Annotated in this window: 25 protein-coding genes and 1 pseudogene; 13 read left to right on the forward strand and 13 right to left on the reverse strand. The window is 60.5% G+C overall.

The features are described from left to right. Positions 1-1,856: DUF1549 domain-containing protein (locus U1A53_RS19935; RefSeq protein ID WP_322283614.1), on the reverse strand; the 1,856-nt coding region annotated here is incomplete at its 3' end. A gap of 41 nt (positions 1,857-1,897) precedes the next feature. After that, the gene (locus tag U1A53_RS19940; RefSeq protein WP_322283615.1) at positions 1,898-2,863 is read right to left on the reverse strand and encodes a phosphatidate cytidylyltransferase; all 966 of its coding nucleotides are present in this window, start codon (positions 2,861-2,863) and stop codon (positions 1,898-1,900) included. A 148-nt stretch (positions 2,864-3,011) separates the two neighbouring features. Between U1A53_RS19940 and pgsA the strand changes: the two genes are divergently transcribed. Further along, positions 3,012-3,611, forward strand: coding sequence for a CDP-diacylglycerol--glycerol-3-phosphate 3-phosphatidyltransferase (gene pgsA, locus U1A53_RS19945; RefSeq protein WP_322283616.1), 600 nt, complete (start codon positions 3,012-3,014; stop codon positions 3,609-3,611). A 24-nt stretch (positions 3,612-3,635) separates the two neighbouring features. Then, the gene (locus U1A53_RS19950) at positions 3,636-4,097 is read left to right on the forward strand and encodes a RidA family protein (protein ID WP_322283617.1); all 462 of its coding nucleotides are present in this window, start codon (positions 3,636-3,638) and stop codon (positions 4,095-4,097) included. Between the two features lie 53 nt (positions 4,098-4,150). Here U1A53_RS19950 and U1A53_RS19955 read toward each other — a convergent pair whose 3' ends face one another. Together U1A53_RS19955 and U1A53_RS19960 are read right to left on the reverse strand one after the other, a co-directional pair. Beyond that, the gene (locus U1A53_RS19955) at positions 4,151-4,657 is read right to left on the reverse strand and encodes a YMGG-like glycine zipper-containing protein (RefSeq protein WP_322283618.1); all 507 of its coding nucleotides are present in this window, start codon (positions 4,655-4,657) and stop codon (positions 4,151-4,153) included. A gap of 145 nt (positions 4,658-4,802) precedes the next feature. Next, positions 4,803-5,573 carry a DUF3313 family protein gene (locus tag U1A53_RS19960; RefSeq protein WP_322283619.1) on the reverse strand — a complete coding sequence of 257 codons (771 nt, stop codon included), beginning with the start codon at positions 5,571-5,573 and terminating at the stop codon, positions 4,803-4,805. Between the two features lie 200 nt (positions 5,574-5,773). Between U1A53_RS19960 and rseP the strand changes: the two genes are divergently transcribed. Continuing rightward, the gene (gene rseP, locus U1A53_RS19965; protein ID WP_322283620.1) at positions 5,774-7,297 is read left to right on the forward strand and encodes an RIP metalloprotease RseP; all 1,524 of its coding nucleotides are present in this window, start codon (positions 5,774-5,776) and stop codon (positions 7,295-7,297) included. Between the two features lie 12 nt (positions 7,298-7,309). After that, positions 7,310-8,485: a glycosyltransferase family 4 protein gene (locus U1A53_RS19970; protein ID WP_322283621.1), complete on the forward strand. Its 1,176-nt coding sequence runs from the start codon at positions 7,310-7,312 to the stop codon at positions 8,483-8,485. A 77-nt stretch (positions 8,486-8,562) separates the two neighbouring features. Here the strand turns inward: U1A53_RS19970 and U1A53_RS19975 are convergent, their stop codons facing one another. Continuing rightward, positions 8,563-9,126 (reverse strand): hypothetical protein, encoded by a 564-nt coding sequence (locus tag U1A53_RS19975; protein WP_322283622.1) that lies wholly within the window; start codon positions 9,124-9,126, stop codon positions 8,563-8,565. A 285-nt stretch (positions 9,127-9,411) separates the two neighbouring features. On the opposite strand from U1A53_RS19975, the pseudogene U1A53_RS27110 reads away from it, so the two are divergent. Next, positions 9,412-9,825 (forward strand): annotated as a pseudogene (locus U1A53_RS27110) (SUMF1/EgtB/PvdO family nonheme iron enzyme); the annotation flags it as partial. 129 nt (positions 9,826-9,954) lie between these two features. Here the strand turns inward: U1A53_RS27110 and U1A53_RS19980 are convergent. From U1A53_RS19980 to glpK, 4 genes are all read right to left on the reverse strand, one after another. Beyond that, positions 9,955-10,521 carry a hypothetical protein gene (locus U1A53_RS19980; protein ID WP_322283623.1) on the reverse strand — a complete coding sequence of 189 codons (567 nt, stop codon included), beginning with the start codon at positions 10,519-10,521 and terminating at the stop codon, positions 9,955-9,957. A 191-nt stretch (positions 10,522-10,712) separates the two neighbouring features. Next, the gene (locus U1A53_RS19985) at positions 10,713-10,982 is read right to left on the reverse strand and encodes a UPF0175 family protein (RefSeq protein WP_322283624.1); all 270 of its coding nucleotides are present in this window, start codon (positions 10,980-10,982) and stop codon (positions 10,713-10,715) included. Positions 10,983-11,052: 70 nt separating this feature from the next. Beyond that, positions 11,053-12,126 carry a GNAT family N-acetyltransferase gene (locus tag U1A53_RS19990; protein WP_322283625.1) on the reverse strand — a complete coding sequence of 358 codons (1,074 nt, stop codon included), beginning with the start codon at positions 12,124-12,126 and terminating at the stop codon, positions 11,053-11,055. Beyond that, positions 12,123-13,613: a glycerol kinase GlpK gene (glpK, locus tag U1A53_RS19995; protein WP_322283626.1), complete on the reverse strand. Its 1,491-nt coding sequence runs from the start codon at positions 13,611-13,613 to the stop codon at positions 12,123-12,125. The genes U1A53_RS19990 and glpK overlap by 4 nt, the downstream gene beginning before the upstream one ends. A gap of 127 nt (positions 13,614-13,740) precedes the next feature. On the opposite strand from glpK, the gene U1A53_RS20000 reads away from it, so the two are divergent. Next, complete coding sequence (locus U1A53_RS20000) at positions 13,741-14,385, forward strand: hypothetical protein (protein ID WP_322283627.1); 645 nt, start codon at positions 13,741-13,743, stop codon at positions 14,383-14,385. 6 nt (positions 14,386-14,391) lie between these two features. Here U1A53_RS20000 and U1A53_RS20005 read toward each other — a convergent pair whose 3' ends face one another. Together U1A53_RS20005 and U1A53_RS20010 are read right to left on the reverse strand one after the other, a co-directional pair. Continuing rightward, on the reverse strand, positions 14,392-15,489 hold the full coding sequence (locus U1A53_RS20005; RefSeq protein ID WP_322283628.1) for a cyclic nucleotide-binding domain-containing protein: 1,098 nt from the start codon (positions 15,487-15,489) through the stop codon (positions 14,392-14,394). A gap of 19 nt (positions 15,490-15,508) precedes the next feature. Next, positions 15,509-16,135: a polysaccharide biosynthesis/export family protein gene (locus U1A53_RS20010; protein ID WP_322283629.1), complete on the reverse strand. Its 627-nt coding sequence runs from the start codon at positions 16,133-16,135 to the stop codon at positions 15,509-15,511. Between the two features lie 136 nt (positions 16,136-16,271). Between U1A53_RS20010 and U1A53_RS20015 the strand changes: the two genes are divergently transcribed. The 7 genes from U1A53_RS20015 to U1A53_RS20045 are packed head-to-tail and all read left to right on the forward strand — an operon-like array spanning position 16,272 to position 22,755. Beyond that, positions 16,272-17,693 carry a hypothetical protein gene (locus U1A53_RS20015; protein WP_322283630.1) on the forward strand — a complete coding sequence of 474 codons (1,422 nt, stop codon included), beginning with the start codon at positions 16,272-16,274 and terminating at the stop codon, positions 17,691-17,693. Between the two features lie 32 nt (positions 17,694-17,725). Continuing rightward, a complete protein-coding gene (locus U1A53_RS20020) occupies positions 17,726-18,475 on the forward strand; it encodes a sugar transferase (protein WP_322283631.1) in 750 nt (249 codons plus the stop codon). 14 nt (positions 18,476-18,489) lie between these two features. Continuing rightward, the gene (locus U1A53_RS20025) at positions 18,490-19,185 is read left to right on the forward strand and encodes a hypothetical protein (RefSeq protein ID WP_322283632.1); all 696 of its coding nucleotides are present in this window, start codon (positions 18,490-18,492) and stop codon (positions 19,183-19,185) included. A gap of 9 nt (positions 19,186-19,194) precedes the next feature. Next, complete coding sequence (locus tag U1A53_RS20030) at positions 19,195-19,980, forward strand: HAMP domain-containing sensor histidine kinase (RefSeq protein WP_322283633.1); 786 nt, start codon at positions 19,195-19,197, stop codon at positions 19,978-19,980. A 15-nt stretch (positions 19,981-19,995) separates the two neighbouring features. Beyond that, complete coding sequence (locus U1A53_RS20035) at positions 19,996-20,391, forward strand: response regulator (protein WP_322283634.1); 396 nt, start codon at positions 19,996-19,998, stop codon at positions 20,389-20,391. 22 nt (positions 20,392-20,413) lie between these two features. Beyond that, entirely contained in the window at positions 20,414-21,721 is a 1,308-nt protein-coding gene (locus U1A53_RS20040; protein ID WP_322283635.1) for a hypothetical protein, read from the forward strand. Next, complete coding sequence (locus tag U1A53_RS20045) at positions 21,718-22,755, forward strand: polysaccharide pyruvyl transferase family protein (RefSeq protein ID WP_322283636.1); 1,038 nt, start codon at positions 21,718-21,720, stop codon at positions 22,753-22,755. The genes U1A53_RS20040 and U1A53_RS20045 overlap by 4 nt, the downstream gene beginning before the upstream one ends. Here U1A53_RS20045 and U1A53_RS20050 read toward each other — a convergent pair. Together U1A53_RS20050 and U1A53_RS20055 are read right to left on the reverse strand one after the other, a co-directional pair. Continuing rightward, positions 22,733-23,512, reverse strand: coding sequence for a WecB/TagA/CpsF family glycosyltransferase (locus U1A53_RS20050; protein WP_322283637.1), 780 nt, complete (start codon positions 23,510-23,512; stop codon positions 22,733-22,735). The genes U1A53_RS20045 and U1A53_RS20050 overlap by 23 nt on opposite strands. Next, entirely contained in the window at positions 23,509-24,438 is a 930-nt protein-coding gene (locus tag U1A53_RS20055) for a glycosyltransferase family A protein (RefSeq protein ID WP_322283638.1), read from the reverse strand. The genes U1A53_RS20050 and U1A53_RS20055 overlap by 4 nt, the downstream gene beginning before the upstream one ends. Positions 24,439-24,451: the final 13 nt, after the last annotated feature.

Consider the following 24,451-nt stretch of genomic DNA (forward strand, 5'->3'; position numbering starts at 1 on the left):
ACTTCAAGTTCATCGAGGCATGGCTCGCCGCTGCTGGATTCAGTGATCGTAAAGCGAAGATATTTCGCCGTGGTCGGCATGAAGCGGTCTTCGTTGGCGAGATGGCTGACGGGAGTACGCAAGGCCGGCTGCATGCCGGGCTTGGCTGCGGTCGCCACTTCTTCAAAGGCCACGAGGTCGGCGATGTGCGGACCGCCTTTGCTTCCAGTGCGCAGGATGAGCACGCTATGAGACGTGAGGTCGTGCTCACCGGCGAGTCGAAATCCGCTCCAGCGCTTTTCCCCGGCGATGGCCTGGGTTCCATCGGCAAACCGGCTTTGGTCGATCTGCGCGATCTCCGTCTGGTCGCCGGTGGTGGAGAGGTCGCCATCGCGATCGAGAATGTAGCGGGCATCCTTGGTATGTGTCGTCCATGCACCCCAGGAGATCCAGATGCGGTGGCGTCCGCTCAGCCTCGGATCCCAGGTAAAAAAGTCCTCGGGCTTGCCGGAATCCGATTGCCAGTAGCGATAGCTCGCACCGAGATTCGGGAGGCGCGTAACATCGCCGGGGTCGCCGGCCTGTCCGCGCTCCTTGCCCGGCGAGTATGTGATCGGCTGGCCGTTCTTCGGTTGTTCGATCTGGGTGACACCAGCTTTGTCGGCGGTGGAAGGTGCGGCACTGTCGTCAAGGAGCAGCACACGGTTGAGATGCGAGACGGGTTGAAACTTGCGAAGCTGCACTTCGATCGGCGCGAGCTGTTCCCGTAACGCAGCGACTTGCTTTTCCTTCGCCGCCACCTCCGGTGTGCGCAGCGGACGCTCACCATGCTGCACGCCCTGGAGTATCGCCGTCATGGCGTAGTAATCTCTGGCGGAGATGGGATCGAACTTGTGATCATGGCACACCGCGCAGCCCGCCGTGAGGCCCAACCACACCGCCATCGTCGTGTCCGCGCGATCCACCGCGTAGCGGAAGACAAACTCCTCATTGATGCTGCCGCCTTCGCTGGTCGTCACGTTGCAACGATTGAAGCCGGAGGCGATCTGCTGTTCCACCGTCGCATTCGGCAAAAGATCGCCCGCAAGCTGCCAGACGGTGAACTGGTCATACGGCAGGTTTTGGTTGAACGCGTTCACCACCCAGTCGCGGTAAGGCCACATGCTGCGCTCGTTGTCGAGATGCAGCCCGTGCGTGTCCGCGTAGCGCGCCGCATCCAGCCAGTAGCGGCCCATGTGCTCGCCGTAACGCTCCGACTTCAGCAGGCGGGCCACGACCTTTTCATACGCATCCGGGCTCGTGTCCGCTAGAAAGGCGTCGATCTCCGCCAACGTCGGTGGCAGGCCGGTCAGATCGAGCGTCACCCGACGAATCAACGTCTCCTTCGAAGCTTCCGGTGATGGCGGCAGTTTTTCCTCAGCCAGTCGCGCCTGGATGAACGCATCAATCCCGTTCTTGACCATCCCTTTGACCTGCGGCGGTGCCGCTTTGACCGGCGATTCAAACGCCCAATGTTTCTTGTACTCCGCGCCTTCCTTGATCCAGCGCTTCAGGATCTCGACCTGCGCCGGTGTGACCTTCTTGTGCGCCTCCGGCGGCGGCATCACCTCGTCCTCATCCGTCGAAACGATGCGCTGAATGATCGAGCTCACCTCAGGATCGCCCGGTTTGATGGGCAACACGCCGTCGATGGCCGTGAACGCGCCCTCCGGCAGGTCGAGCCGCAAATCCGCCTTCCGTTTCTTCGCGTCCAGCCCGTGGCAGGCGAAGCAGTTGTCACTGAGGATCGGCCGGATGTCGCGATTGAAGTCCAGCTTCCCCGCCCCTTGGGCAGAGGCAGCGATAATGGCAGAAACAAGGCAGACGCGGAAAATCATGGGGTGGGAGTACGTTCGCCATGCTCCACTGCTTTCCTCCATCACGCATTGAGCGAATAGCGCACCACATGGAAAAACACCGGCGCGGCGAAGCTGAGCGAATCCATGCGGTCCATGAAGCCGCCATGGCCGCCGATGGCGGTGCCCCAGTCTTTGACGCCACGGTCACGTTTGATTGCTGACATCACCAGGCCGCCCGCGAAACCCATGAGCACGACAAGAGCGGTCATGCCTGCGGCCTGCAGCGGTGAAAACGGCGTGGCCCACCACAGTGCCGTGCCAAGACCGACAGTGGTCGCACCACCGCCGAGCAAACCTTCCCATGTCTTGCCAGGACTGACGGCGGGGGCAATCTTGTGTTTGCCGCAGGTTTTGCCCCACACGTACTGCATCACATCGCTCATCTCGACGATGGCGACGAACCAGAACAGCAGCTTGGCATTCTGTCCTTCATAACCAGGAATCTTGAGCAGCAGCAGAATGGCGGGGGCATAGCTGATGCAATACACGCAGACCATCAGCCCCCACTGAATCTTCGCGGTGCGTTCCAGGAAGCGTTCACAATCCCCCGCCATCGCTGTGCGCAGCGGTACGAAGAGGAAGGCGTAAACAGGAATCAAAATGACAAACACGCCGTACCACTGCGTCGCCAGAAAATAGTAGTGCAGCGGCGTGATGACGAAGAACACCCAGAACAGCGTGCGGTGATCGCCCGGTTTCGTCGGTGACAACGTGATGAACTCCCGCAGAGCCATGAACGAGCACAGCCCGAACAAGATCGTGGTCCCGATGTTCCCCAGCGCCAGCGCCCCTGCAAACACCGCCGCCATCATCCACCAGGCATTCGTGCGAGCATTCAGATTCGTCATCGTTGCCTTGGCGGCGTCGGAGGTTGCTCGTTTTGCCAAAATAAAGCCGATGGCTGATGCAATGATGAGCAGACCGAGCGTGCCGCCAACAAGCCAGAGGAGTTCGGGATCACCTGCTTTGGAAAAAAGAGACGGCATGGGGCCAAGCAATAGCATGAGGGTGCCCGAGCCAGCGAGAAAAATCGGCCTTGCCCTGGTTTGTGAAAGAGGCGCGGAGTTTTTTGTCGCAGGACTGTCATTGACAGCCCGGCCATTCCATCGCTAGACAGAGGCACCTGCCGTCCACATGAATCTGCCCAACAAACTCACCCTTTCGCGCCTGGTCCTCACAGGTGTCTTTGTGGTGTTTTTTTATCTGCCATGGTCGAACACGATCTCGCTGGCACTGATCATTTTTGGCATCGCCTCGGCCACGGATTACTTCGACGGGCAGATCGCACGGTCGCGGGGCATCGTGACGAACTTCGGCAAGCTGTTTGACCCGTTGGCGGACAAGATCCTCATTGCTGCGGCCTTCATCCTGCTGTCGGCTGACAAGACGATCCCGGAGGAGTTGCGGATGCCGGCGTGGATCACCATCATCATCCTGGCGCGCGAATTTTTTGTGACGGGCATCCGGCTGGTGGCGGCAGGGCAGGGGGCGGTGTTGTCGGCAGAGAAGCTGGGGAAACACAAGATGCTCTGGCAGATCCTGACGGTGATCTATTTCATGATGCGCCAGGCCTCGACAGAGCCGCTGTTTGGCTTCATGCGGCCTGCGTTCACCGCCAATCCAGACACGGAACGAATCGTGGCCTCGTCCATTGTCTATTTCACCACGCTGCTGACGCTGGTGTCCGGTTTCAGCTACTTCTGGAAGAATCGTCGTCTGTTTGACGATGCTTGAATTTTTCCCCACGATCTAACAGCCATGAATGCCGAACAACAACTCACCGCCCTCGGACTCACTCTTCCATCCGCACCGCCGCGTGGCGGTGTGTACAAGCCGGTCGTGATCGTCGGCAACATCGCCTACATCTCCGGCCACGGGCCTTATCTGGGTGATGGCAAGTACCTCACGGGCCGTGTTGGCGCGGATCTCGATCTCGATGCGGGCAAGACCGCCGCGCGTCAGACCGGTCTCGCCCTGCTGGCGACGTTGATAAGCGAACTGGGCAGCCTGGACCGGGTGAAGCGCGTGGTGAAACTGCTCGGCATGGTGAACAGCACGGCGGATTTTTCAGAACATCCGAAGGTCATCAACGGCTGTAGCGAGTTGTTTGGCCAGGTCTGGGGCGAGGAGAACGGCATTGGTGCGCGCAGCGCGGTGGGCATGGGATCGCTGCCGGGTAACATTGCCATCGAGATCGAGGGCATCTTCGAACTGCATTAAAAAAACCTGCGCCGTTGCCAGCGCAGGTTTTTTCAAGGTGTTGCGACCGCTGTTCAGTACCAGCGTGAACCGAGGCCGAAGCCGCTTCCCCAGCCAAAGGGCTGACCAAAGCCATAACCGCCTCCCCAAGGACGGTAGTTATAGCTTCCCAAATACGACGGGCGGCGGGAATAGTACGGGCTGCCGTAGTAGCTGTTGGAGAAGTAAGGGTGGCGGTAGTACGAACTCGAGTAGTAGGGGCGGCTGTAGTTGTAGCGGCTGCTGTAAACCGGACCGCCGCGCACATAGTAGTAGCGGTCACGGTTGGCTCCGATGGCATTCCCGGCGAGACCACCGAGGATGCCGCCGATCAGAGCGCCTTCCAGGGGGCGGCGGCTTTGGTTGCCGATGATGCCGCCCAGCAACGCACCGCCTGCGGCTCCATAGACCGTGCCGCTGCGCTGGTTCGAGCCGGCACCGTAGTAACCGTTGTTGTAATAGTAGGGGTACTCACAGGAGGTCAGTGCCAGTGAAACACCGACGAACAGGATCATGGCTGAGCGAAGAGGATTCGTTTTCATGGTGAATGAGGTGTACAAAGGAGAGTAGCGCACGAAACCTCTGACCTTGGCAATCACGAAACATTCAGCCACCGGGAGAATAGTTCCGACCGGCTGGAGTGGCTGTGATTTTTATGGACAGGCCTCCTCAAAAGGCTTCGTGCTATCAGAATGCGATGATCTGGAAAGGCATACTATCCCTTATCTTCTTGTCGGGCGGGGTGCTCATGAGTTTCTCAAACTGTCGTGCCCATTCGCGGATGGCATACTTCGCCTGGCCTGAAGGAAACAGTTCTTGGGGAAAGAAAATGAACAGCGTCTTCGCCTCCTCCTTGTCCGCGAACTCATAGACGGGTTTTCCCGTTTTCGGCTCCACCAGCACGCCTTCGATGGCGATCTGGCCGCGCGCGGGTTTGGCCAGCAGATCCCCCACCATGGGCAGGGTCACGAGGTCCACGGCCTCCCGCAGGGCCAGCCCGGTCAGGGTGTTGGGCTCCCACTCGATGATGGAGAGTTTCAGGGTCATGGCGTCCTTTGACGGTGCGTCCACGATGCTGAACCTCGGCTTTTTGGCGGACTTGAAGGCATGGAGGAACTTTCCTCGTGCGTAATCGGTGAGCTTTTGGATTTTTTCATCACGCCGATCCTGGCTGAACTCCATTTTTGCGAGCTTCTGCCGCATGGGCCGCAGGTGATCCGTGATCACCGGGGCGATGTAGAGAGATTGCACCCTCTCCGCTGCTTTTTGCACCTGCGGGTCAGGATTCCACCAGTTACCGAGGAAGGGCGAGCGTTTGCGGTCCTCCTTGAGATCCGCCGCATGCGGCAGAAAACTCGTGGGCTTGACATGTACAGAGGCCACCACGCTTTTGGCACTGCGGCAGGACATCAGCAGGCAGGACAGGAGCAGGACAGTGGCGGCGCGAATCGTCATCATCAGGGGCAATTTTGAATACGTATGAGAGAGTAAGCTGGCAAATATTTCAGCAGGTGGGCCGGGTCAACATTTCTGAGCTTCGCGGCATAAACTTCCCCGCATCATTTGCGCCAGTCATGGCGGGATGTTAGCTTCCCGGTCTTGTCTTCCGGCGCACGGGCAATCCCGCCCATGCTCCGCAGGATTTTTTCGTCCCCTTTATGGCTTGGCTTTCCTCTCTCGGCGTCTTCGGTGAAATCCTTCGTTTCATCATCCTCATCCTGGAGGTGATCCTGGTTTTCAATCTCATGATTGTCGTTCACGAGTGGGGTCACTTCCTCGCCGCGCGCTGGCGCGGGCTGAAGATTGACAAGTTTTACATCTGGTTCGGCAAGCCACTGTGGAAAAAGACCATCAATGGCGTCGAATACGGGCTCGGCAGCATTCCGGCGGGCGGTTTCGTGGCCCTGCCGCAGATGGCCCCGATGGGTGGCCTCGAAGGCGAGTCCAGCACCGAGCCGCTGCCGCCGATCACGCCGCTGGACAAGGCGATTGTCGCTTTCGCCGGGCCGCTGTTCAGTTTCCTGCTCGCCTGCGTCTTTGCCGTGGCCGTCTGGGTGGCAGGGAAACCACAGAGCGAAGGGCATACGACCACCATCGTCGGGTATGTCGCGAAGGAAAGCCCGGCCCAGAAAGCAGGCCTCCTTCCGGGTGACAGAGTCCTCACGGTGGACGGCCAGCCGGTGAAACGCTTCGAGGGCCTCGTGGACAGCGTGCGCTGGGGCGTGGTGGCCAGCGAAGGGGACACGATTGCGTTTGAGGTGGAGCGTCCGGGGCAAGGGGTGCGGAAGTTTGAGGTCGATCCCAAAGCCTGGCCGAAGTCGGATGAAAAAGCTCCGGCCGTTTCCTGGTGGCAGTCCATCTTCAAGCGTCCTGATCTGCGTTCCGTGGGGATGGAAGGGCAGATGACGCCGATGGTGGGAGGTGTCGCCAAAAACAGCCCCGCAGACGAGGCTGGCATCAAGATCGATGATCTCGTGCTTCGTGTGGACGGCAATCCATTGAGAAGCATGGGCGATCTCGCCGACTACATCAAAGCCAACCCTGGCAAGACCCTCACGCTGGACGTCGAGCGCGCTGGAAAGACCATCCAGATTCCGGTTTTGCCGCGCATTCCTGACGAGAACAACATGAAGGAGGTCATGGAGGACAAAAAAGAGTATCCGATGATCGGCGTGGCCTGGGATGTGGAAGGCAAGCGCACGCCCATCGTCATCACGCCTTGGGAACAGATCAGCGACGCCGTGCGGCACATGGGCAATCTTGTCTCCAAGCTGCTTTCGCCCAAATCCGACCTCAGTCCCGCTCACATGAGCGGTCCCGTGGGCGTGGGCCGCCTCTACTACAAGCTCTTCCAGCATCCCGATGGCTGGCGGCTCGTGCTGTGGTTCAGCGTCGTGTTCAACATCAACCTCGCCATCCTCAACATGATGCCCTTCCCGGTACTGGATGGCGGCCACATCACCATGGCCATTGCCGAGGCCATCCGCCGCAAGCCCCCGCAGGGCAGGATTCTCGAATACGTGCAGACCGCGTGTGCCTTGATGCTGTTTGGCTTCATCATTTTTGTCACGCTCAAGGACACGGGGGACTTTTTCGGCGGTGGTGCCAAAGAGGGCAAGGAGTTGAAAATCATCTGGCTGACCAAAGAACAGCGCGCAGCAAAAGCCGCCCCCGGCGCTTAGTTTTCGCGAGCCATGCGCGTCCTCATCCTCGTCGAAAACCTCCCGGTGCCTTTCGACCGGCGCGTGTGGCAGGAGGCCTGCGCGTTGCGGGATGCCGGGCATCAGGTCACCGTCATCTGCCCGCAGATGCGCGGCTACACGCAGGCGGAGGAGGTGCTCGACGGCATTCAAATCTACCGCCACTGGATCAGTGGCGAGGCGGGATCACTCGGCGGCTTCATCGCCGAATACACCACCGCCCTCTGGGGTGAGCTCACCTGCACGCTCAAAGCGTGGAGACGCGGCGGATTCGACGTGATCCACCTCTGCAATCCGCCCGACCTGCTCTTCCTCGTCGCGCTGCCGTTCAAGCTCTTCGGCGGTGTGAAAGTCATCTTCGACGTGCATGATCTCTGGCCCGAGATGTTCGAGGCCAAGTTCGGCAAACGCGGCCTCATGTACTGGGCCGTGCGCATCGCCGAGCGCTGCACCCTGGCGCTCGCCAATGTCGTCATCGCCACCAATCAGAGCGTGCTGCGTGCCGTCAAACAGCGCGGCAAACTGCGTGATGACCGCGCCTTTGTCGTCCGCACCGCTCCCAACCGCATGAACACCCAGGCGGAGCCGGACGAATCGTTGCGGGCCGGAAAAAAGCATCTCGTCGGCTACATCGGCGTCATGGGCAATGCCGACGGCGTCGATTACCTTGTCCGCGCCGCCGAGCACATCGTCAAAACGCGCAAACGCGACGATGTACAGTTCCTCCTCATGGGTTCTGGTCCCGAGCACACCGATTTGCTTGCGCTGCGCGACCAACTCGGCCTGCAAAACCACATCAGCATGCCCGGTCGTGTCAGTGACGAGTTCCTCTGCCGCGCCCTGCGCACCATCTGCCTCGGCGTCGCCTGCGATCCCATCAACGCCTACAACGACCACTGCACCATGAACAAGGTGCTCGAATACATGGCCTTCGCGAAGCCCATGGTCATGTTCGGCACCGTCGAGGGCCGCTTCTCCGCCGGTGATGGCGCGGTTTACGTCATGGAAAACAGCGCGGAGAAGCTGGGCGACGCCATCCTCGAACTCCTCGACGACGAACCACGCCGCCAAGCCATTGCCTTTGCGGGCCACCAGCGTCTCACGCAGGAATTGAACTGGGAGCGTAGCGTGGAGCAGTTGGTTGCGGCGTATCAGGAGGCGCAGCGTTGAACCTGCCCGGTTTTGTCTCGAAGCCATCGCTGAAATGATGGAGGGCACGACCCTTGACCTTTTGACGCTCCTTGTTCCTACCTCCGCAGCGCCAGGATCAGCTCATCCAATTTGTGCGCGATGGACTGCGCCTCCGCCTGCGTCGGCGGATCGTTCACCGCCAGTGCCAGCGTGCTCACCGCGTTGCTGTTGCTGCTGGTGCCGTTGATCGCGGTGGAAAGCTGCATGCTGGTCACTTCTCCCGGCGGGCCTTGCAGACCTTGCGGCAGGCTGAAATTGAAGCGCACCAGGCTGCCGTCAAAGCTGGCGCTCACACTGGCCGGGTCGCCCGGGTTGCCGGTCATCACGCTGTCCACCACCGCCCCCGTCACGCCTGCCCCAGAGGCACCATCCTGTCCCGCTTGACCTGCCGGACCTTCGGGCCCTCTGGGAATGATAAACGTGAAGCGCAGGGTGCTGGCATCCACGTTGAGCGTCACCACCGCCGGATCGCCCGGATTGCCGGTGCTCACCGCATCGACCTGGGCCGCCGTGATCGTCTGGATCGCGTTGATGAGATCCTTCAGCCCGTTGAGCTGGGCGCGCATCTCGGCGGAGACGAGCGGGGAGTTATTGGCGGGAAGAGCGGGGTCGTAGGGCATGGCGGGGAGGGGGAAAAGTTGAAAGCTGAAATGGGAAAGCTGAAAAGCGGAGCGGAGCGGAGCAAGGCCCGCAGGGTGAGATGAGCGGGAGGCGCGAGCGAATGCAAAGAGGAGACTTGGAATGGTGGAGAAATGGCGCACCTCAGAGGTCGGATGGCCGACTTTCCTGGTCGGAGTTCGAAGAAACGGGGTCAGCGTGCAAATAATTGACAGTATGATCTGGCTCTTACTTCACGGAATCAGTTGTCAGAATTTTGCACACTGACCCCGTTTCCCCGTTTCCTCGCCTGCCGCGCCGGAACCACAGGCCCTTACCATGGCGAACTTTGTGACGTGGGGTGGTATGATGAGAATAGTGGCGGCAAAACACACGAGGTGGGCCGGAAACAAGCGAATGCATGGGGGCTGCACGACATGCATGGGAATGTGTGGGAATTTTGTCAGGATTGGTATGGAAGAGACCTGCTGGGCGGAATAGATCCGCTAGGACCTCCTGAAGGTTCGGACCGCGTGATCCGTGGCGGCAGCATGGGCAGCATCGCCGACTACTGCAGATCGGCGTGCCGCGTGTGCCACTTGGAAGACTTGGTGGAAGCAATGCGCGCATTCCACCGTTCGGCGTGCCTTGGGCGTACCTCACCGGACATCGACGGCAGCAGCCTCGGCTTCCGGGTTGTCCTGGCCCCAATTCGGTCCTGATGAGAGTTAACCCGCGCGGCTTATTTCTCGAATGCCTTGCAGTGTCTCTGAGTTGCTACTTATCATACGGAGGCGTTCAGGTTATGGGTTGGTTGGCTCCCAGCACCGGGAAGGAGTGCTACGCACGAGTCAATTCCTCATTCGTCGGCATGTCTGTCCGAGATAAGTTGCCAGGAGCGAATTCACAGCCACGAACAGGGATCTCTGTGTATGCAGCCTGTAGATGTTCTTCTCACCGTGAAACAGGTTGTTCCGAATCCTGTAGGCGATGAACAGAAGTGCGAACACCACGTCGTTCAAACCTTTGCACGTTCCCTCAAGCACTTTTTGAAGAAGCAGAATTTCATTACTGTCTTCGCATCCCTGTGAGTGTTGTGCAGGCTCCAGCGAGCTTGATAAGTAGCCAGCTTCACCGAATTGCGAATACCGAGTGCGAAAAAACAGAAGATACGGTTCATATGCGTCTCGCATAAGTTGATCCTTGGCAAAAGCCTCATCAACGTGCTTTCTTAAATCAACGAGCCGGACAAAACGATCACAGGTTTCACGCTCAAACAGATTCCAAAGCAGTGTGAACTCGAGCACGGGCTGCAGCTCTGTGCTGTCTATTGGTTTTCCATCCGCCGAAAACTGGGAGAACCATTCAACGGCATTGAATTGCAGCGAAGCGGGGATTTCTGCAGGGCTGATGACCATGAAACCTCTGCTATCACCGAAACAACCCTGTTACCATCATGGAATTACACAACACCAATACGCTGGCGATGTCTTCGATGTAACGGCAGCCAAGGCGCACATAGCGGGGGCGTTGTGTTTGTTAACGCGGAGGCGCACGGACTTGCAGCACATCTCGCGGTCGCGATCCTCGGAATTGCAAACGACGGTGCTCATGAGCGCACTACGGGCAGAGTGCCGCCGAACTCCGCCGCGAGATCGTCCTCATCCCAGTTCACGCTGGCAGCACCCCACTGGCGGCAGGTAAGCAGAAACTCGACGCGGGACAATTCCGCCAACTGGGCGGCCTGCCCGCTGGAAAGCCGGTGGCACTCGAACAGCTTCATCGCCGCAGCGATCTTCGTGTCCGCTGCGAAACGCGGCGCGTCCACGCCCATGGCGGCAAGCCAGGACGGCGGGTATTCGAGGGTGATCGTGCTCATGAGCGAAAACTAACTTCAAAAGCCGGTCATGCAACGAGCCTCATCTGACAGGGCGAGGCTTGAGCCCGCCTCACACCGTCTTCTCCATCACATAATCATCCATCACGAAGCCGCTGCCGATGTCGCTGATGACATCTTCGGTGAAGTGGAAGCCGTGGCGAAGGTAGGCGCGGATGGCGGGGGCGTTGCGTTTGTTCACGCGCAGGCGCACCAGCTTGCAGCGCAAGTCGCGGGCGCGGTCCTCGGCCCAGCGCAGGGTGAGGCCGCCGAGGCCGTGGCCATGCACCTCGGGCAGGAGGTAGAGCTTGTTGATGAAGAGCACGGGCTCCATGGCGAGCTTTTCAAACGAGATGTAGCCCACCGCGCCACGCTCCTCGACCTCGACGAGCGCATACCACACGTCCCGTGCCTGCATCTCATGCGCCATGTTGCCGGGCTGATACCAGATGGAGAGCATGTAGCTAATTTGCGCGTCGCTGATGATGCCGGGGTAATACGCGAACCAGATGGCATGCCCGAGCTTCTGCACCATGGGCAGTTCATCGGCGCCGATGCGGCGGATGCGTGCGGCAAGCGGCTGGATGGCAGCTTGAATCGTCTGCAAGGTCTGCTGCCAGACTTCGAGGTCATTGGCGGGTGAGAGCCGCTGCAAGTTGGCGGCGATCTGATCCCGCGTCGGCTTCACAAGCTGCTCCTCGCGGATTTGCTTGGGATCCGCGGGAAATTCCATCTCCGGAAGGATCGTCTTCGCGAGATACCAGCAGGCCCAGGCCCGCCAGGTGCGCAGTTCCTTGTTCGGCTCGACCATGCGCGTGGCCAGATGCTGCCAGTGACGGCGCGGATTGCCGATGAACTGGCCCTCCACGCGGTTCTGCATGATCCACATGAGCGCCTGATACGGCAGCGGCCATTTCGCGAGGATCGGCTCGTCCGCCTTCAACGGCAGCGAGAGCGCCCGGTTGATAAGCAGGATGCTTTTGGCCGGGAAACCTTCGCGCCAGAGGCTCTGCGCATAATGCAGCGCCGTTTCATAGAACAGCGGGCCGCGTTCGTGATTCATCGCCTCAATGTCCGTGTGATCGTAATGACGATTCTCCTCCGGCAGCAACGGACAGGGCGGATTGATCCACGCGGTGTGCTTCATGCGGATTTCTCCTCCCACGCTTTGGCGCGGGTGAGCGCACGATTCCAGCCATGGGTGATTTTGGCGCGTGCCGCCGCTTTCATGGCCGGTTTGAATGTGCGATCCATCTGCCAGTGCTTCGCGATGTCGGCCACGTTCTTCCAGTAGCCAACGGCAAGTCCGGCGAGGCACGCCGCACCGAGCGCGGTGGTTTCATTCACCTTCGGACGCACGACGGGCACGCCAAGCAGATCGCACTGCATCTGCATGAGCAGGTTGTTCACGCACGCGCCGCCATCGACGCGAAGTTCCTTCAATTTGATGCCCGCGTCGGCCTCCATGGCCTTCAAGATGTCCATGACCTGCAAAGCGATGCCTTCCAGCGCGGCACGCGCGATGTGTGCTGCCGTGGTGCCGCGCGTCATGCCGACGAGCGTGCCACGCGCATAGGCATCCCAATGCGGAGCGCCCAAACCGGCAAACGCAGGCACGAGATAGACACCGCCTGTGTCGGGAACACTCGCGGCGAGCGCCTCGACGTCGGCAGAATTCTTGATGATGCCCAAACCATCGCGCAGCCATTGAATCGCCGCACCGGCGATGAACACGCTGCCTTCCAGCGCATATTCGGTGCGTCCGCCGATGCGCCAGGCAATGGTGGTGAGCAGTTTGTTCTTCGAAGCGATGGGTTTGGTGCCGGTGTTCATCAGCATGAAGCAGCCGGTGCCATAAGTGTTCTTCACCATGCCCGGTTTCGTGCATACCTGCCCGAACAAGGCCGACTGCTGATCCCCTGCGATGCCAGCGACGGGAATGCTGCCACCGAGCAACGTCGTCTCGCCAAACACACCGCTGGAATCCTTCACCTCCGGCAGCATGGAGCGCGGCACGCCGAAAATTTTGAGCAGTTCGTCGTCCCAGTCACCTTTGCGGATGTCGTAAAGCATCGTGCGCGAGGCGTTGCTGACATCGGTGGCATGCACCTTGCCGCCTGTGAGGTTCCACAGCAGCCAGGTGTCGATGGTGCCAAAAGCCAGCTCGCCCTTCGCGGCGCGGGCTTTGAGGCCCTTCACGTTTTGCAGCATCCACTGCACCTTCGTGGCAGAGAAGTAGGCATCGACGACAAGGCCGGTCTTGCGCTGGATGAGCTTGTCGAGCTTCTGCGCGCGCAGTTTGTCGCAGATTGAGGCCGTGCGGCGGTCCTGCCAGACGATGGCGTTGCAAACGGGCTTCCCGGTCTTGCGATCCCACACCACGGTGGTCTCGCGCTGGTTGGTGATGCCAATGGCCGCCACGTCCGAGGCTTTGGCATGCGCCTTGTGCATGACTTCCGAGGCGACACCGGCCTGCGTGGCCCAGATTTCCTGCGCGTCATGCTCCACCCAGCCAGGTTTGGGGAAAATCTGCCGGAATTCCTTCTGTGCCGTCGCCACGATGCCGCCGTCGTGGTTGAACAGAATGGCGCGTGAGCTGGTGGTGCCCTGGTCGAGTGCGAGGATGTATTTCATGGTTAATCGCGATGTTCCCAAGACCTGCGACCGGAGTCAATGGCTTACAAACAGCCGGGCAACATGTAGGTGGCGTTTTGGGCCGTGAATGAATACTCTTGCCGCGAAACCATCCAATCCCACCGCTATGCAAACCATCACCGAAACTGTTGCGCCCGCCGCTCCGCGGGCGCGTTCCACGAAAAGAACCGTTCTCATCACCCTCGCGGTCATTCTTGGCTGCGCGGGCATCGCCGCCGCCACCGGAGGCCTCTGGGTCAAACACACGTTCTACCCTTCACCAATCCATCCCGTGAGCCTCACGGCTGCCGAGAAGGCGGAGTTCGACAGCAAGCTGCAAGCCCTCAACAATCCTGCCGCCATTCCTGCGGATGAGGCAAACCGCACGATCATCGTCAACGAGCGCGAGGTGAACGCCTACCTGGCCCAACAGCAGCTCGGAGAAAACGTGGAGGTGAAGTTTGGCGAAGGCAGCGTCTCCGCCGCGGTCATCTTCCAGGCACCCGAGGACTTCCCGGTGTTTCCGAATCAGAAAATCCGCCTGCGCTTCACCTTTGGCACCAGCCTGACGCCGGAGCACAAGCTGTCGCTGAAACTCGACGATCTGAGCCTCGGCGGCATCTCGCTGCCGAACAGTTGGATCGGCGACATCAAGGGCGTCGATCTCGTGGCGGAAAATGTCGAGTCCGACCCGGCGCTGCAAAAATTCCTCGCCGGCATCCAGTCGATGGAGATTCACAACGGCACGCTGCGTCTCGTCCTGAACAAATAATCCGCTTCAGGCCTTCAAAGGCAACGTGAAGCAAAAAACACCGCCGCATCCGGCCACTTCCTTCGGCCAGATGCGGCCGCCGTGGTCTTCGACAATGTTTTTGCAGATGGAGAGGCCGAGACCTGTGCCGGTGGGCTTGCCGTCGGTGAAGAAGGGTGTGAACAGCTTGTCCACGATGCCGGGCTTGAAGCCGCGGCCGGTGTCCTCGACCTCGGCATAAATTTCACGCGGCCTTTCCTCGAAGCGAACCATGATGCGCCCGCCATCCGGCATGAAATCGGCGGCGTTGTTGAAAAGATTGAAGAAGACGTGGTCGAGGCGTCGAATGTTGAGCGGCATCACCACCGAGGGCACCTCGGTCTGCACCTCGACGACGACCTTTTTGTTCTCCAACTCGTCGCGGGTCTGCTCAATCACCTCGGCGAAGTAAGTGGCGAAGTTGGTCGGCTCCAGCGCATGCTGGGTGGAGCCTTCGCTGACACGCAGCAGCTCGTTAAGCATGTGCGTGAGTCGTTCCACCTGCTGCTGGATGCGCTTTTTCGCCTTCTGACGCAGTTCCGGGCTGGCGCGCTCGGAGGCGGCGGCGTCACCGGCGAGGACGATGACGCTGAGCGGATTTTTCAGATCATGCACGATGGACCGCGCGAAGCGGCCCATGAGCGAGAGGCGCTCGGCTTCGAGCATTTCCTGCACGAAATGGCTGTTCGTCTCGCGCATGCGATGGCTGAACGCATGCAGCAAAGCAAAGACGAGCTTCGGCGACTGCTCCATCAGATCCGTGACTTGGTCGCGTGAGACAAACAGCAGGCGCGAGTCCTGCTGCGCCGTCGCCGAGGCGGAACGCGGCGCATTGTTGATGATGGCCATCTCGCCGAAGAAATCACCCGCCGCAAACTCGCGTAGCGCGTGCTTGTTCGACTGGCTGACGAACGCGGAGATGCGCACGAGGCCGTCGAGGATGGCATAAAGACCATCGCCAGGATCACCCTCCTCAAAGATGACCTCCCCGGCCTTGTATTCACGGATGACCGGCTCGACCTGCTGCTGCTTCAGCTCGGACTCCAGAATGCTGACAAAGGTGGCTCTGGGTTCGGCAGCGCTCATGAGGTGGGCTTTTCGATGGTCAGAACATGCGTTCCGTGACCGTGATGACATCACCCGGAATGATGATGACCGGCGGCTGGCCGGGTTCAGCGGCGAGTTTTTTCAAATCGACCGTGTAAACCTGAGTGCCACGTTTGAGCAGCACCTTCGTCTGCCGTGCGAGACGTGTATAGCCACCCGCCAGTGCAACCGCCTCCTCGATGGGCAGGCGCGGCTGGACGCCACGGGGGAAGTTGTAGCGCCCCGGCTGCGCCACCTGGCCGAGCACCGAGTAGGCCAGCGTGGCATACTCGATCACCAGCACCTGGGCGCGGGCCTTGACGAGAATTTTGTTGCTCACAGCATAGGAGCTGAGTTTTGCAGCCAGTTGCGAAGGGCTGAGGCCGGCGGCGTGCATCTCCGCATTTCCCTCGGCAGAGAGCGTTGGCACGTTGATCATGCCATTCCAGTCCACCCGTGTTTGCTGTGTCAGATCCGGTTCTCCGGCAAAAGTGATGCCCAGCAAATCCCCCGGCTGAATGCTGTAATGAGAAGCGACGCGCGGCGGAGGCGGGGGCGGCGGCAGTTGGGAGGATGGACGATTCGCCGCACAGGCGACCAAAAGCAGTCCAAAAACCGTGAGGCAGGGTGTGGTCAGGGCCTTCATGGCGGCGTGGTTAACGGATTGGCCCGAGGGTGTCAATACAAAGGATCATGAAAAGTCTTGACGGTTTCCACCGGTCTTCACTTAATGAAACGTGGATATTCGTGTCGCAATTGTGCTGATGATCACCACGGCTCTCGTGCAACAACGCACCATGGCCGTGGAGCCGTCTTCACCAGGCGCGGCGGCTCCCGGCACCTCCAGAACGGGGGCTTTGCGCATGCTGGAGCCCAGCCTGTTGCTGCCTCCGCCGGGCACCGTCCGCGCTCAAACACTGCGCCTGCCTGAAGGCCTGGTGCTTCTGGAGCCACGGCTTCCTGCGGAGACGGAAGCCATCACACGCTCCAACTCCCTGCGCCGCACCGCCAACCCTGATGCCGATCTCACCACGCAGCCGCGCCGCTGGCAGACCGTGGCCTCCTCCGCCGGACTCCAGCCCTACACCTGGGGCATCTCCGGCGCGGTGGCGGCCCGAGCGGCTTTCGGCCTGCAAACCACGCTGTTTTACACTGACAACATCGACTTTCAGACCAACAACATCACCAAAAGCGAGACGGTGTTTGAGATCTCCCCCATTCTGAAACTCGATCTCGGTGACCCGCAGGGCTGGATCAGCGGCTCCAGCTCGCGTCTCTCCAGGTATTACTCCAGCCTGCTCTACATCCCGACCTTCTACTATCGGATTGACGACGAAATGGATGACTACGCGCAGCACTTTCTCGGTGAGATCGGGCGCGTGAGCGAAGTGTCGCGTGCCGTGCTTCGTGTCGATTACGATGAGCGCATCCAGGCCTCGTCAGACAACACCTCGCCCGAGGAAAACTTCACCTTGCTGGACGCCTCCGCGCTGCTGGAATACCGCCTCTCCCCACGCACCACGTTGCGCGGCAGGGCGGTGTACCGGCAGATCACCGTGGCACAGGGCGGCTCCAGCCGCGACGAATGGATCGGCGACGGCGCACTGCTGTGGGAACTCTCGCCAAAGACCAAAATCGGCCTGGGCGCAGAAACCGGCCATCTCGCCTTCAAACAGCGCGCCTTGGGCACCCAGGACTACGAGCAGGCGCTGCTGCTGCTGGAATGGAAGCCCACGCCCAAACTCGGCCTCACCACGCGCACCGGGCTGGAGTGGCGGCAGTTCAACCGCTCCCCCCCGCGCAATGACAAGGTCAGCCTTGTGACGTTGAGCACCTTTTTCTGGCAGGCCACGGACAAAACCCGGCTCAACTTTCGCTTCGGCATTGCCAACCGTCCCTCCGTACTCGCCCAAGGAGCGTTGTTTCGCGAGCTGCGCTTCGGCCCCGAGCTGCTGCATGATTTCAGCCCCAATTTTTATGCCTCCGCCGAATTTCAAGTCATCCGCCGCCGCTACGACACGGGCCGGCTCGACTGGGAGCCGATGTCCCGCCTCGCCTTCGGCTGGCGTCAGGATTCCGACAAGGCGTTCAATCGCATCAACATCGAACTGTTCCTCCAATGGCATCGCCGTGAGCGAAACGACATCCCCAATGCCGATCTGGAGCGCACCCAGGCCGGTGTGCAGCTCACCCGCTTCTTCTAGGCCGCCACTCTTTTCCCCATCGCGTTCCGCCCATGATCCAAACCTCACCGACCAGCCTGGGACAGCACCTAGCCGCCTGCGCCCTGCGCGCGCGCCATCATCTGCGCCACGGCTTGCGCAAAGGAGCGAAACGCGCGCTCGACATCATCTGCGGATCACTCGTGGTGCTGGCGCTGTCTCCGCTACTCATCGCCGCTGCGCTCACCATCATCATCGTCGATGGCAGGCCCGTCACCTTCGCCGGCAAGCGCGTCGGGAAGTTCTGCCGTCTGTTCCCGATGATGAAGTTTCGCACCATGCGCCGCGACGCGGAGGCCATCGAGAAAAAAATCCAGGAGCACAAGATCAGCAAGACCGCGCAGCACTTCGTCGATCCAGAACACGAATCCGTCATGAAGCTGCGCAAGGCGCTGCTGAAGTTCTCCGACGCGGAAAAATACCCCAACGACCCGCGCATCCTGCCCTTCGGCAGATTCATGCGCAAATTCTCCGTCGATGAGCTGCCGCAGCTCTTCCACATCATCAACGGCGACATGAGCCTCGTCGGCCCGCGCCCGTTTGCGATGTGGGAGGTGGCGGAATTCACGCCGCGTGATCTGCTGCGCCACAAGATCAAGCCCGGCCTCACCGGCCTCTGGCAGATCAGCAATCGCAGCAAGATCACCCACGACGAGGCCATCGGCCTCGATTTGAAGTACGCGGCGAAGCAGAGCCTCTGGCTCGACCTCAAAATCCTGCTCATGACCGTCCCCATTGCGCTCAAGAACCGCGGCGGCAACTGATCTCCTTCTCAACGATGAACGCCGACGCCATTCTTTACGACAAACCCTCCGTCCTGCTCAACGGCGAGTCCTTCTTCCTTTGGGAGATTGGCCAGCGCCGCGTCATCGAGCACTGGATGGACCATCTGTTCCGCAGCAATGCCCTGCTGACCCTCTGGCTCGAAAAAGACGATGAACCGCTCGCTGCCTACGTGCGCGACACCTTTCCGCTCTGCAAGCAGGCCGAGGTCAAAAACGGCGTGCCCGAGGCCGCCACCGACACCTGCGCGTTTGTGGATGCCAGCGGCTCGATCCAGCTTCAACGCGGCACCGCCATCGTTCCCTGCCTGCCGGACCAGCCCGTCACGAAAACCTGGTTCGCGATGGTGAAAAAATGGCTGCTCGAATTGCAGAAATTCGGCACCCAGTTGCCCGAATTGGAGACCCTGATCGCCCCCGGTGTCATCATCGGCCATCATTGCAGCATCTCGAAGGACACGGTCTTCAACGCCCCGTGCTGGATCGGCAGCGGCTGCACCATCAGCGGTGCCACCATCGGCCCAAACGTCGTCATCGGCGAGGAATGCGTCATCGCCTCCGGCACGCACATCACCGAGTCATACGTGCTGAGCCGTACCTTCATCCGTCCAAACATGAAACTCGACGGAGTCATCGCCACGGCCAAAAATTTCATCGATCACGCAACGGGCGCGCCCGCCGTCGTGTCATAGCCCCGCATCATGAACAGCGCACCCACGCCTGACAGCGCACCGCCGCAGGAAGACACCCTCAAGAAGCTTGAGGAGGCCGGTGCGCTCTCGCACTTCGCCTCCAGCATCGCTCACGAGGTCTGCAACCCGCTCAGCCAGATCGTCCTCGCCACCGACCTGCTCGCCGGGCCGCGACCGATGACCGACGATCTGCGCAAAAAGATCGTCAGCTTCCTGCGTCAGGGCGCGGACCGCATCGACAAGGCGATGAAAAGCATGCTGCAAACCTGCTCTCCGATTGAGACCAGCATGACCGCCGAGGATGCCAACACCCTCATCGAGAGCGCTCTCGCCTCCATGACCCTGGATCCCTCCGTGCGCGTCGAAAAGCGCTTGGTGCCGGGCCTGCCCACCATTCTCGTCGATAAAAAGCACATCACCGAGACCATCGTCGGCCTCTGCGCCAACGCGGTTGATGCCATGCTGCCCGGCGGTGGCACGCTCACCATCACCACAGCTTTGAAAACCTTCAACACCAGCGAGCGTGAAGGCTGGCAGCGACAGTCATGGTTCCGCGCGGGTGACCATGCCGTGGTCATTGAGATCGCCGACACGGGCCATGGCATTCATAAAAGCCAGATGCCTCTCATCTTTGAAGCGTTTTACACCACCAAGGCCGCCGGCAAAGGCGCGGGGCTGGGCCTCACCGTCGCCAAAAAGGTCGTTGATTTGCACCACGGACGATTAGAGATAAGCAACCAACCTGCAGGCGGAGTTCTGGTCGTTCTGACCTTGAAATCCGCCGCCCAACCTTGATTCCCAACCAACTCCATGAGCGATTCTCCCGATTCCGCGAAGAAAAAAATCCTGCTCATTGATGACGAGCCGTTCATCACCAGCCTCATGGCCATGAACCTGGAGGACACCGGTCGTTACGAGGTGCGTGAGCAAAACGACTCGCTCAAGGCGCTCGACACGATCATGGATTTCGTCCCGGACCTCGTCGTGCTCGATGTCATGATGCCCGACCTCGATGGCGCCGACATCATCTACCGCCTCAAGAACGACTCGCGGCTCAAGCACATCGCCGTCGTCTTCCACACCGCCACCGTGCGCGAGGCTGAGCTGCACGCTCACGGCGGCATCATCAGCGGCTTCCCCTTCCTCGCCAAACCGGCCACGACCGACCAGATGATCGACTTCATCGAGAAGCACCTGCCGAAGTAGGCATCCCGCAATCATCACCGCCATGCCGACACCTGAAAGCGCTGCACCAGCTCCGGATGGTGAAAACGCCTCTTTGCACCAGCATGGCAGGGTGTTTGTGAAGGTCATCTCCTCCGGCCTCGTCAGCAAGGCCCTGGGAGCGGTGCTGCAACTCGCCTCGATCCCGCTCGCCATCCGCCACCTCGGTGCCGAGGGCTACGGGCTGTACTCGCTTTTCATCGCGCTTTTTATTCTGCAATCACCGGCGCAGGTGTTTGGCGGGCCAAATCTGACCTCCCTGCTCTCCGGCACGAAGCTCGATCACAAAAACGCGGATGTGATCCGCACCTCCCTCATCCTGACGATCCTGGTTTCGATCATCGGTGCGCTCGGAGCCTCCGTCTTCACCTTCCTCTCGCCCAACTTCGCAGGATCGGTGCAATCGTCGCTGCTGGAGCATCTCCTGACGCTGGTCGTGTTTGCCCTGAGCCTCGTCATGCGCGCGGTGTGCAACTCCTTCATCCGCATCGAGACCGCCGCGCTGCGAGCTCACAAATCCTACCTCTACAACGGCCTCGGCAACGCGATCGCCGCCGCCATGCTGCTGCTGTTTCCGTTTTACCCAAAGATCTGGTTTCTCGTCACCACCACCTGCCTCGTCCAGACGTTGCCCCTGTATCTTTACAGCCGGCGTGAGCTCAAATCACGCTATGGCATCCAGGACGGCAGCGTGGGCCTGGGCATTGGCAAAACGCTGTTCTTCGGCGGGTTGATCTATCTCATCTTCGAGTTCTCCTCCAACCTGCCGCGTGAGCTGCTGAAGTTCATCCTCGACTCCAAATCCGGTGCCGCTGATCTCGCGATCTACTCAGCCCTGATGAGCATCTCCCTGCTCATCCGCAACTCGGCCACGCTGATCTTTGGCCCGATGATTCCTGCCATCAAACAGGCTCTGGAGCAGAACAAAGGCACCTGGATACGCCGCGCCTATCTCATCACCGTGGTGCTCAGCGCCGCGCCGCTGATCGTGGCGGTGTTTCCCGACGCCTGGATCAGCCGTGGTGGTGAGCTCCTGTTTGGTCAAGGACTGCCCATTGGCCGCTGGCATGTCATCAGCGGCGCTTATTTCCTCGCCAGCCTGCTCATCAAATACTGGGGCGCTTATTTCCTCATCGGCATGCATGAGCGCAAGTTCCTGCTCATCACCTCCGTCGCGAGTCTCGCTGCTTTCGGCGTCACCGCGCTGGCATTCAGCGGCTGGGGCGCCACCAGCGCCTTCATCATGCTCGCCACGGTGGACATGATCTTCTTCAACCTCCCCGCCTCCGCCAAAATCCTCCGCACACCATGAGAATCCTGTATTTGATGAAGACCCAGGACTCGAACCTCGGGGACCTCCTGATCAACAAGCTCCTGATCGACCTCCTCGCCGAAAAAGCGGATCGCATGCTCTTCGATGTCTCCGGTGTCTCGAAGCAGTTTCGCGATGCGCTGATCGCCGATGTCCCTTCACCGGTCATTTTTGCCACGAAACGCGGTCTCGGCTATTACCTGAAGCTGATCTTCTGCCGTGCCTACTTTGATGTCATCATCGCCCCGCCCGGCCACGCTGGCAAAGCGAGCTGGCGGCATGTGGTGCCCATCGCGTTCGCCATCTACTACCGCCTGCTCGGCGTGCGCTACATGCGCCTGGGCAAATCCATCCCGAACAACAGCGGCCTCGGTGCCCGGCTGGAAAAGCTCCTCGTCCGCCTCTCGCATCACACCATGGTGCGGGATCAGGGCAGCCTGGAGCGCATCCGCAGCTTCAAAAACCAGCGGAACATCTCCTGCGCGCCGGATCTCATCGTCCTGCTCTCCGGTAAACAACCGCCGAACGTGGTGAAGAATGGCGGGCTCATCGTCTCCTTCCGTTTCGACTACTACCCCGAGGAAAAGCGCGCCGGATTCGTGCAGCAGGTCGCCGCACTGGCCGCGCATTACGCCCGCCAGCATGCGCTGCCAGTCATGCTCACTTGGCAGGTGGAGCGGGATGAAGCCTGCGTCCGCGCCATCGCCGCTGAACTCAACGCCATGGGCATTGAAACCGCCCTGAGTGAGATCACCCTGGAAAATCTCGCGTCCACCTACTGCGCCGCATCGCTGATTCTCTCCAACCGCCTCCACGTCGCCCTCACCTCCCTCAGCCTCGGTGCCAATGCCTGGGCTGTTTGCGATCCGGCCAAGGACCACAAGATCATCGACGCCTTCCAAGAGCTGCATCTCGGCGACCGCCTCCTCAGCATCGACCAGCGCAACGATTTGATGTCCCCCGCCAATACGCCGGTGGATCTCCGCCCCGCGCGTGACGAACTGCGTGCCGCTATTGCGGCGACGCTGACTTAGCCCGCCGCTTCTTCTTCCAGACGTCCAGGGCCACGTGCGCCAGAAACACCGGCGCCTCGACCAGATAGCGCTTCCACAGCCGCTTCGGCTCGCGTGTCATGCGGTAGAGCCACTCGATCTTCATCTTCTGCATCCACAGCGGCGCACGCGGAAACACCCCCGCTGAAAAATCGAGGAACGCGCCCACACCCACGCCGAGCTTCGCCCCCGTCTGTGCCTGATGCCGCGCCAGCCACTGCTCCTGCACCGGATTGCCCATGCCCACGATCAGCACATCCGTTCGCGCCTCACGAATCTTCTGAATCACGCCCTCCAGCTCCTCGGCTTTGAAGAACCCCGAGTTCGTCCCGCTGATCACCAGGGTCGGATTCTGCGAGACAAACTTCGCCGCCGCCTTCTCCGCCACGCCAGGCTGGGCTCCCAGCAGAAACACCCGCCAGCCCCGCTCCGCCGCCAGTTTCAAAATCAACGGCGTCAGGTCCGTGCCGTTCAGATTCGCCGGAAACGACACGCTGCCCACGATCTTCGCCGCCATGGACACCCCAATGCCGTCATTCATCACGATGGCCGCCTCCTGCACGATCTGGCGATACGCAGGATCACGCGTCGTCAGTTCCAGCGTGTGCGCGTTCACATAAATCACCAGCGCCGGCTCCGGCTGTTCCGTCAGCCGCCGGATCTCCTCCATCGCCTCCGCCTCCGTCGCGCGCACGATGGGAATGTCGAGAATCGTGAGGGTGGGCAGCCGGTGCTTCATGATTTCTTTTTTCCTCCGGGAACAAAGGGCACGAGCAGGACGGCGGCGAGGGTGGCGGCGGTCATCACGGGCTCGTAGAGGAACATGCGCATGTCGGTCTTCATGGCCTGGAACATGAAGCGGCGGCAGTCGGCGCTCTGGCGCATGGAGAAGGCGCGGCGGGCGTAGTTGCGGAGCTGGAAGGCCTCGGCCAGCTTGGCAAACTTCTTGGCGATGTCGGGCGCGTACTGGTACGACTTTTGCCAGGTGTGCAGGCAGGCGTCGTAGTGCTTGTCGAGCTTGTCGGAGAGGCTGCCGGGTGTGACGCGGTAGAAGGTGAGCGCCTCGTTGACGCCCTCCAGCTTCCATTTCCGCGGCGGGGTGAAGCAGATGCGCAGCCAGCAGTCCACGTCATTGTTGCGCGGCTTGTCCTCGTCAAAGCTGTGCTCGTCGAAGACCTCGCGGCGGAAGACGGGCGTGGAGCCGTTGGTGATGGGATTGCGGCAGTAGAGGTAGTAGTCGCTGAGGTTTTTCGTCTTGGGAAAGCGGCAGTGCAGCAGCTTGCCATCAAGCGTGACGAACTGCGTGGCGGAGTAGCTGCAGCCGACGCTGGGATCGCCCTCCAGATGCTTGACGTGTTTCTCGATCTTGGTGGGCGCCCACCAGTCATCGCCGTCGGTGAGGGCGATGTATTTGCCGCTGGCATGGTCGAGGCCGAGGTTGCGCGCGGCGGAGGCGCCTTTGTTGGCCTGCACGAGCACCTTCACCCGCGAATCACGCTTCTCATACTCACGCGCCACATTCGCCGTGCCGTCTTTCGAGCCGTCATCGACGACGATGATCTCCAGGTTCTTGTAGGTCTGGTTGATCACCGACTCCAGCGTCTGCGCCAGATAGGGCTCCATGTTGTAGCAGGGGATGATGACGGAGACGAGCGTGTTGTCCATAAGGCGCGGGAGG

Origin of the sequence: Prosthecobacter sp. (genome assembly GCF_034366625.1) — a bacterium.
GTDB lineage: Bacteria > Verrucomicrobiota > Verrucomicrobiia > Verrucomicrobiales > Verrucomicrobiaceae > Prosthecobacter.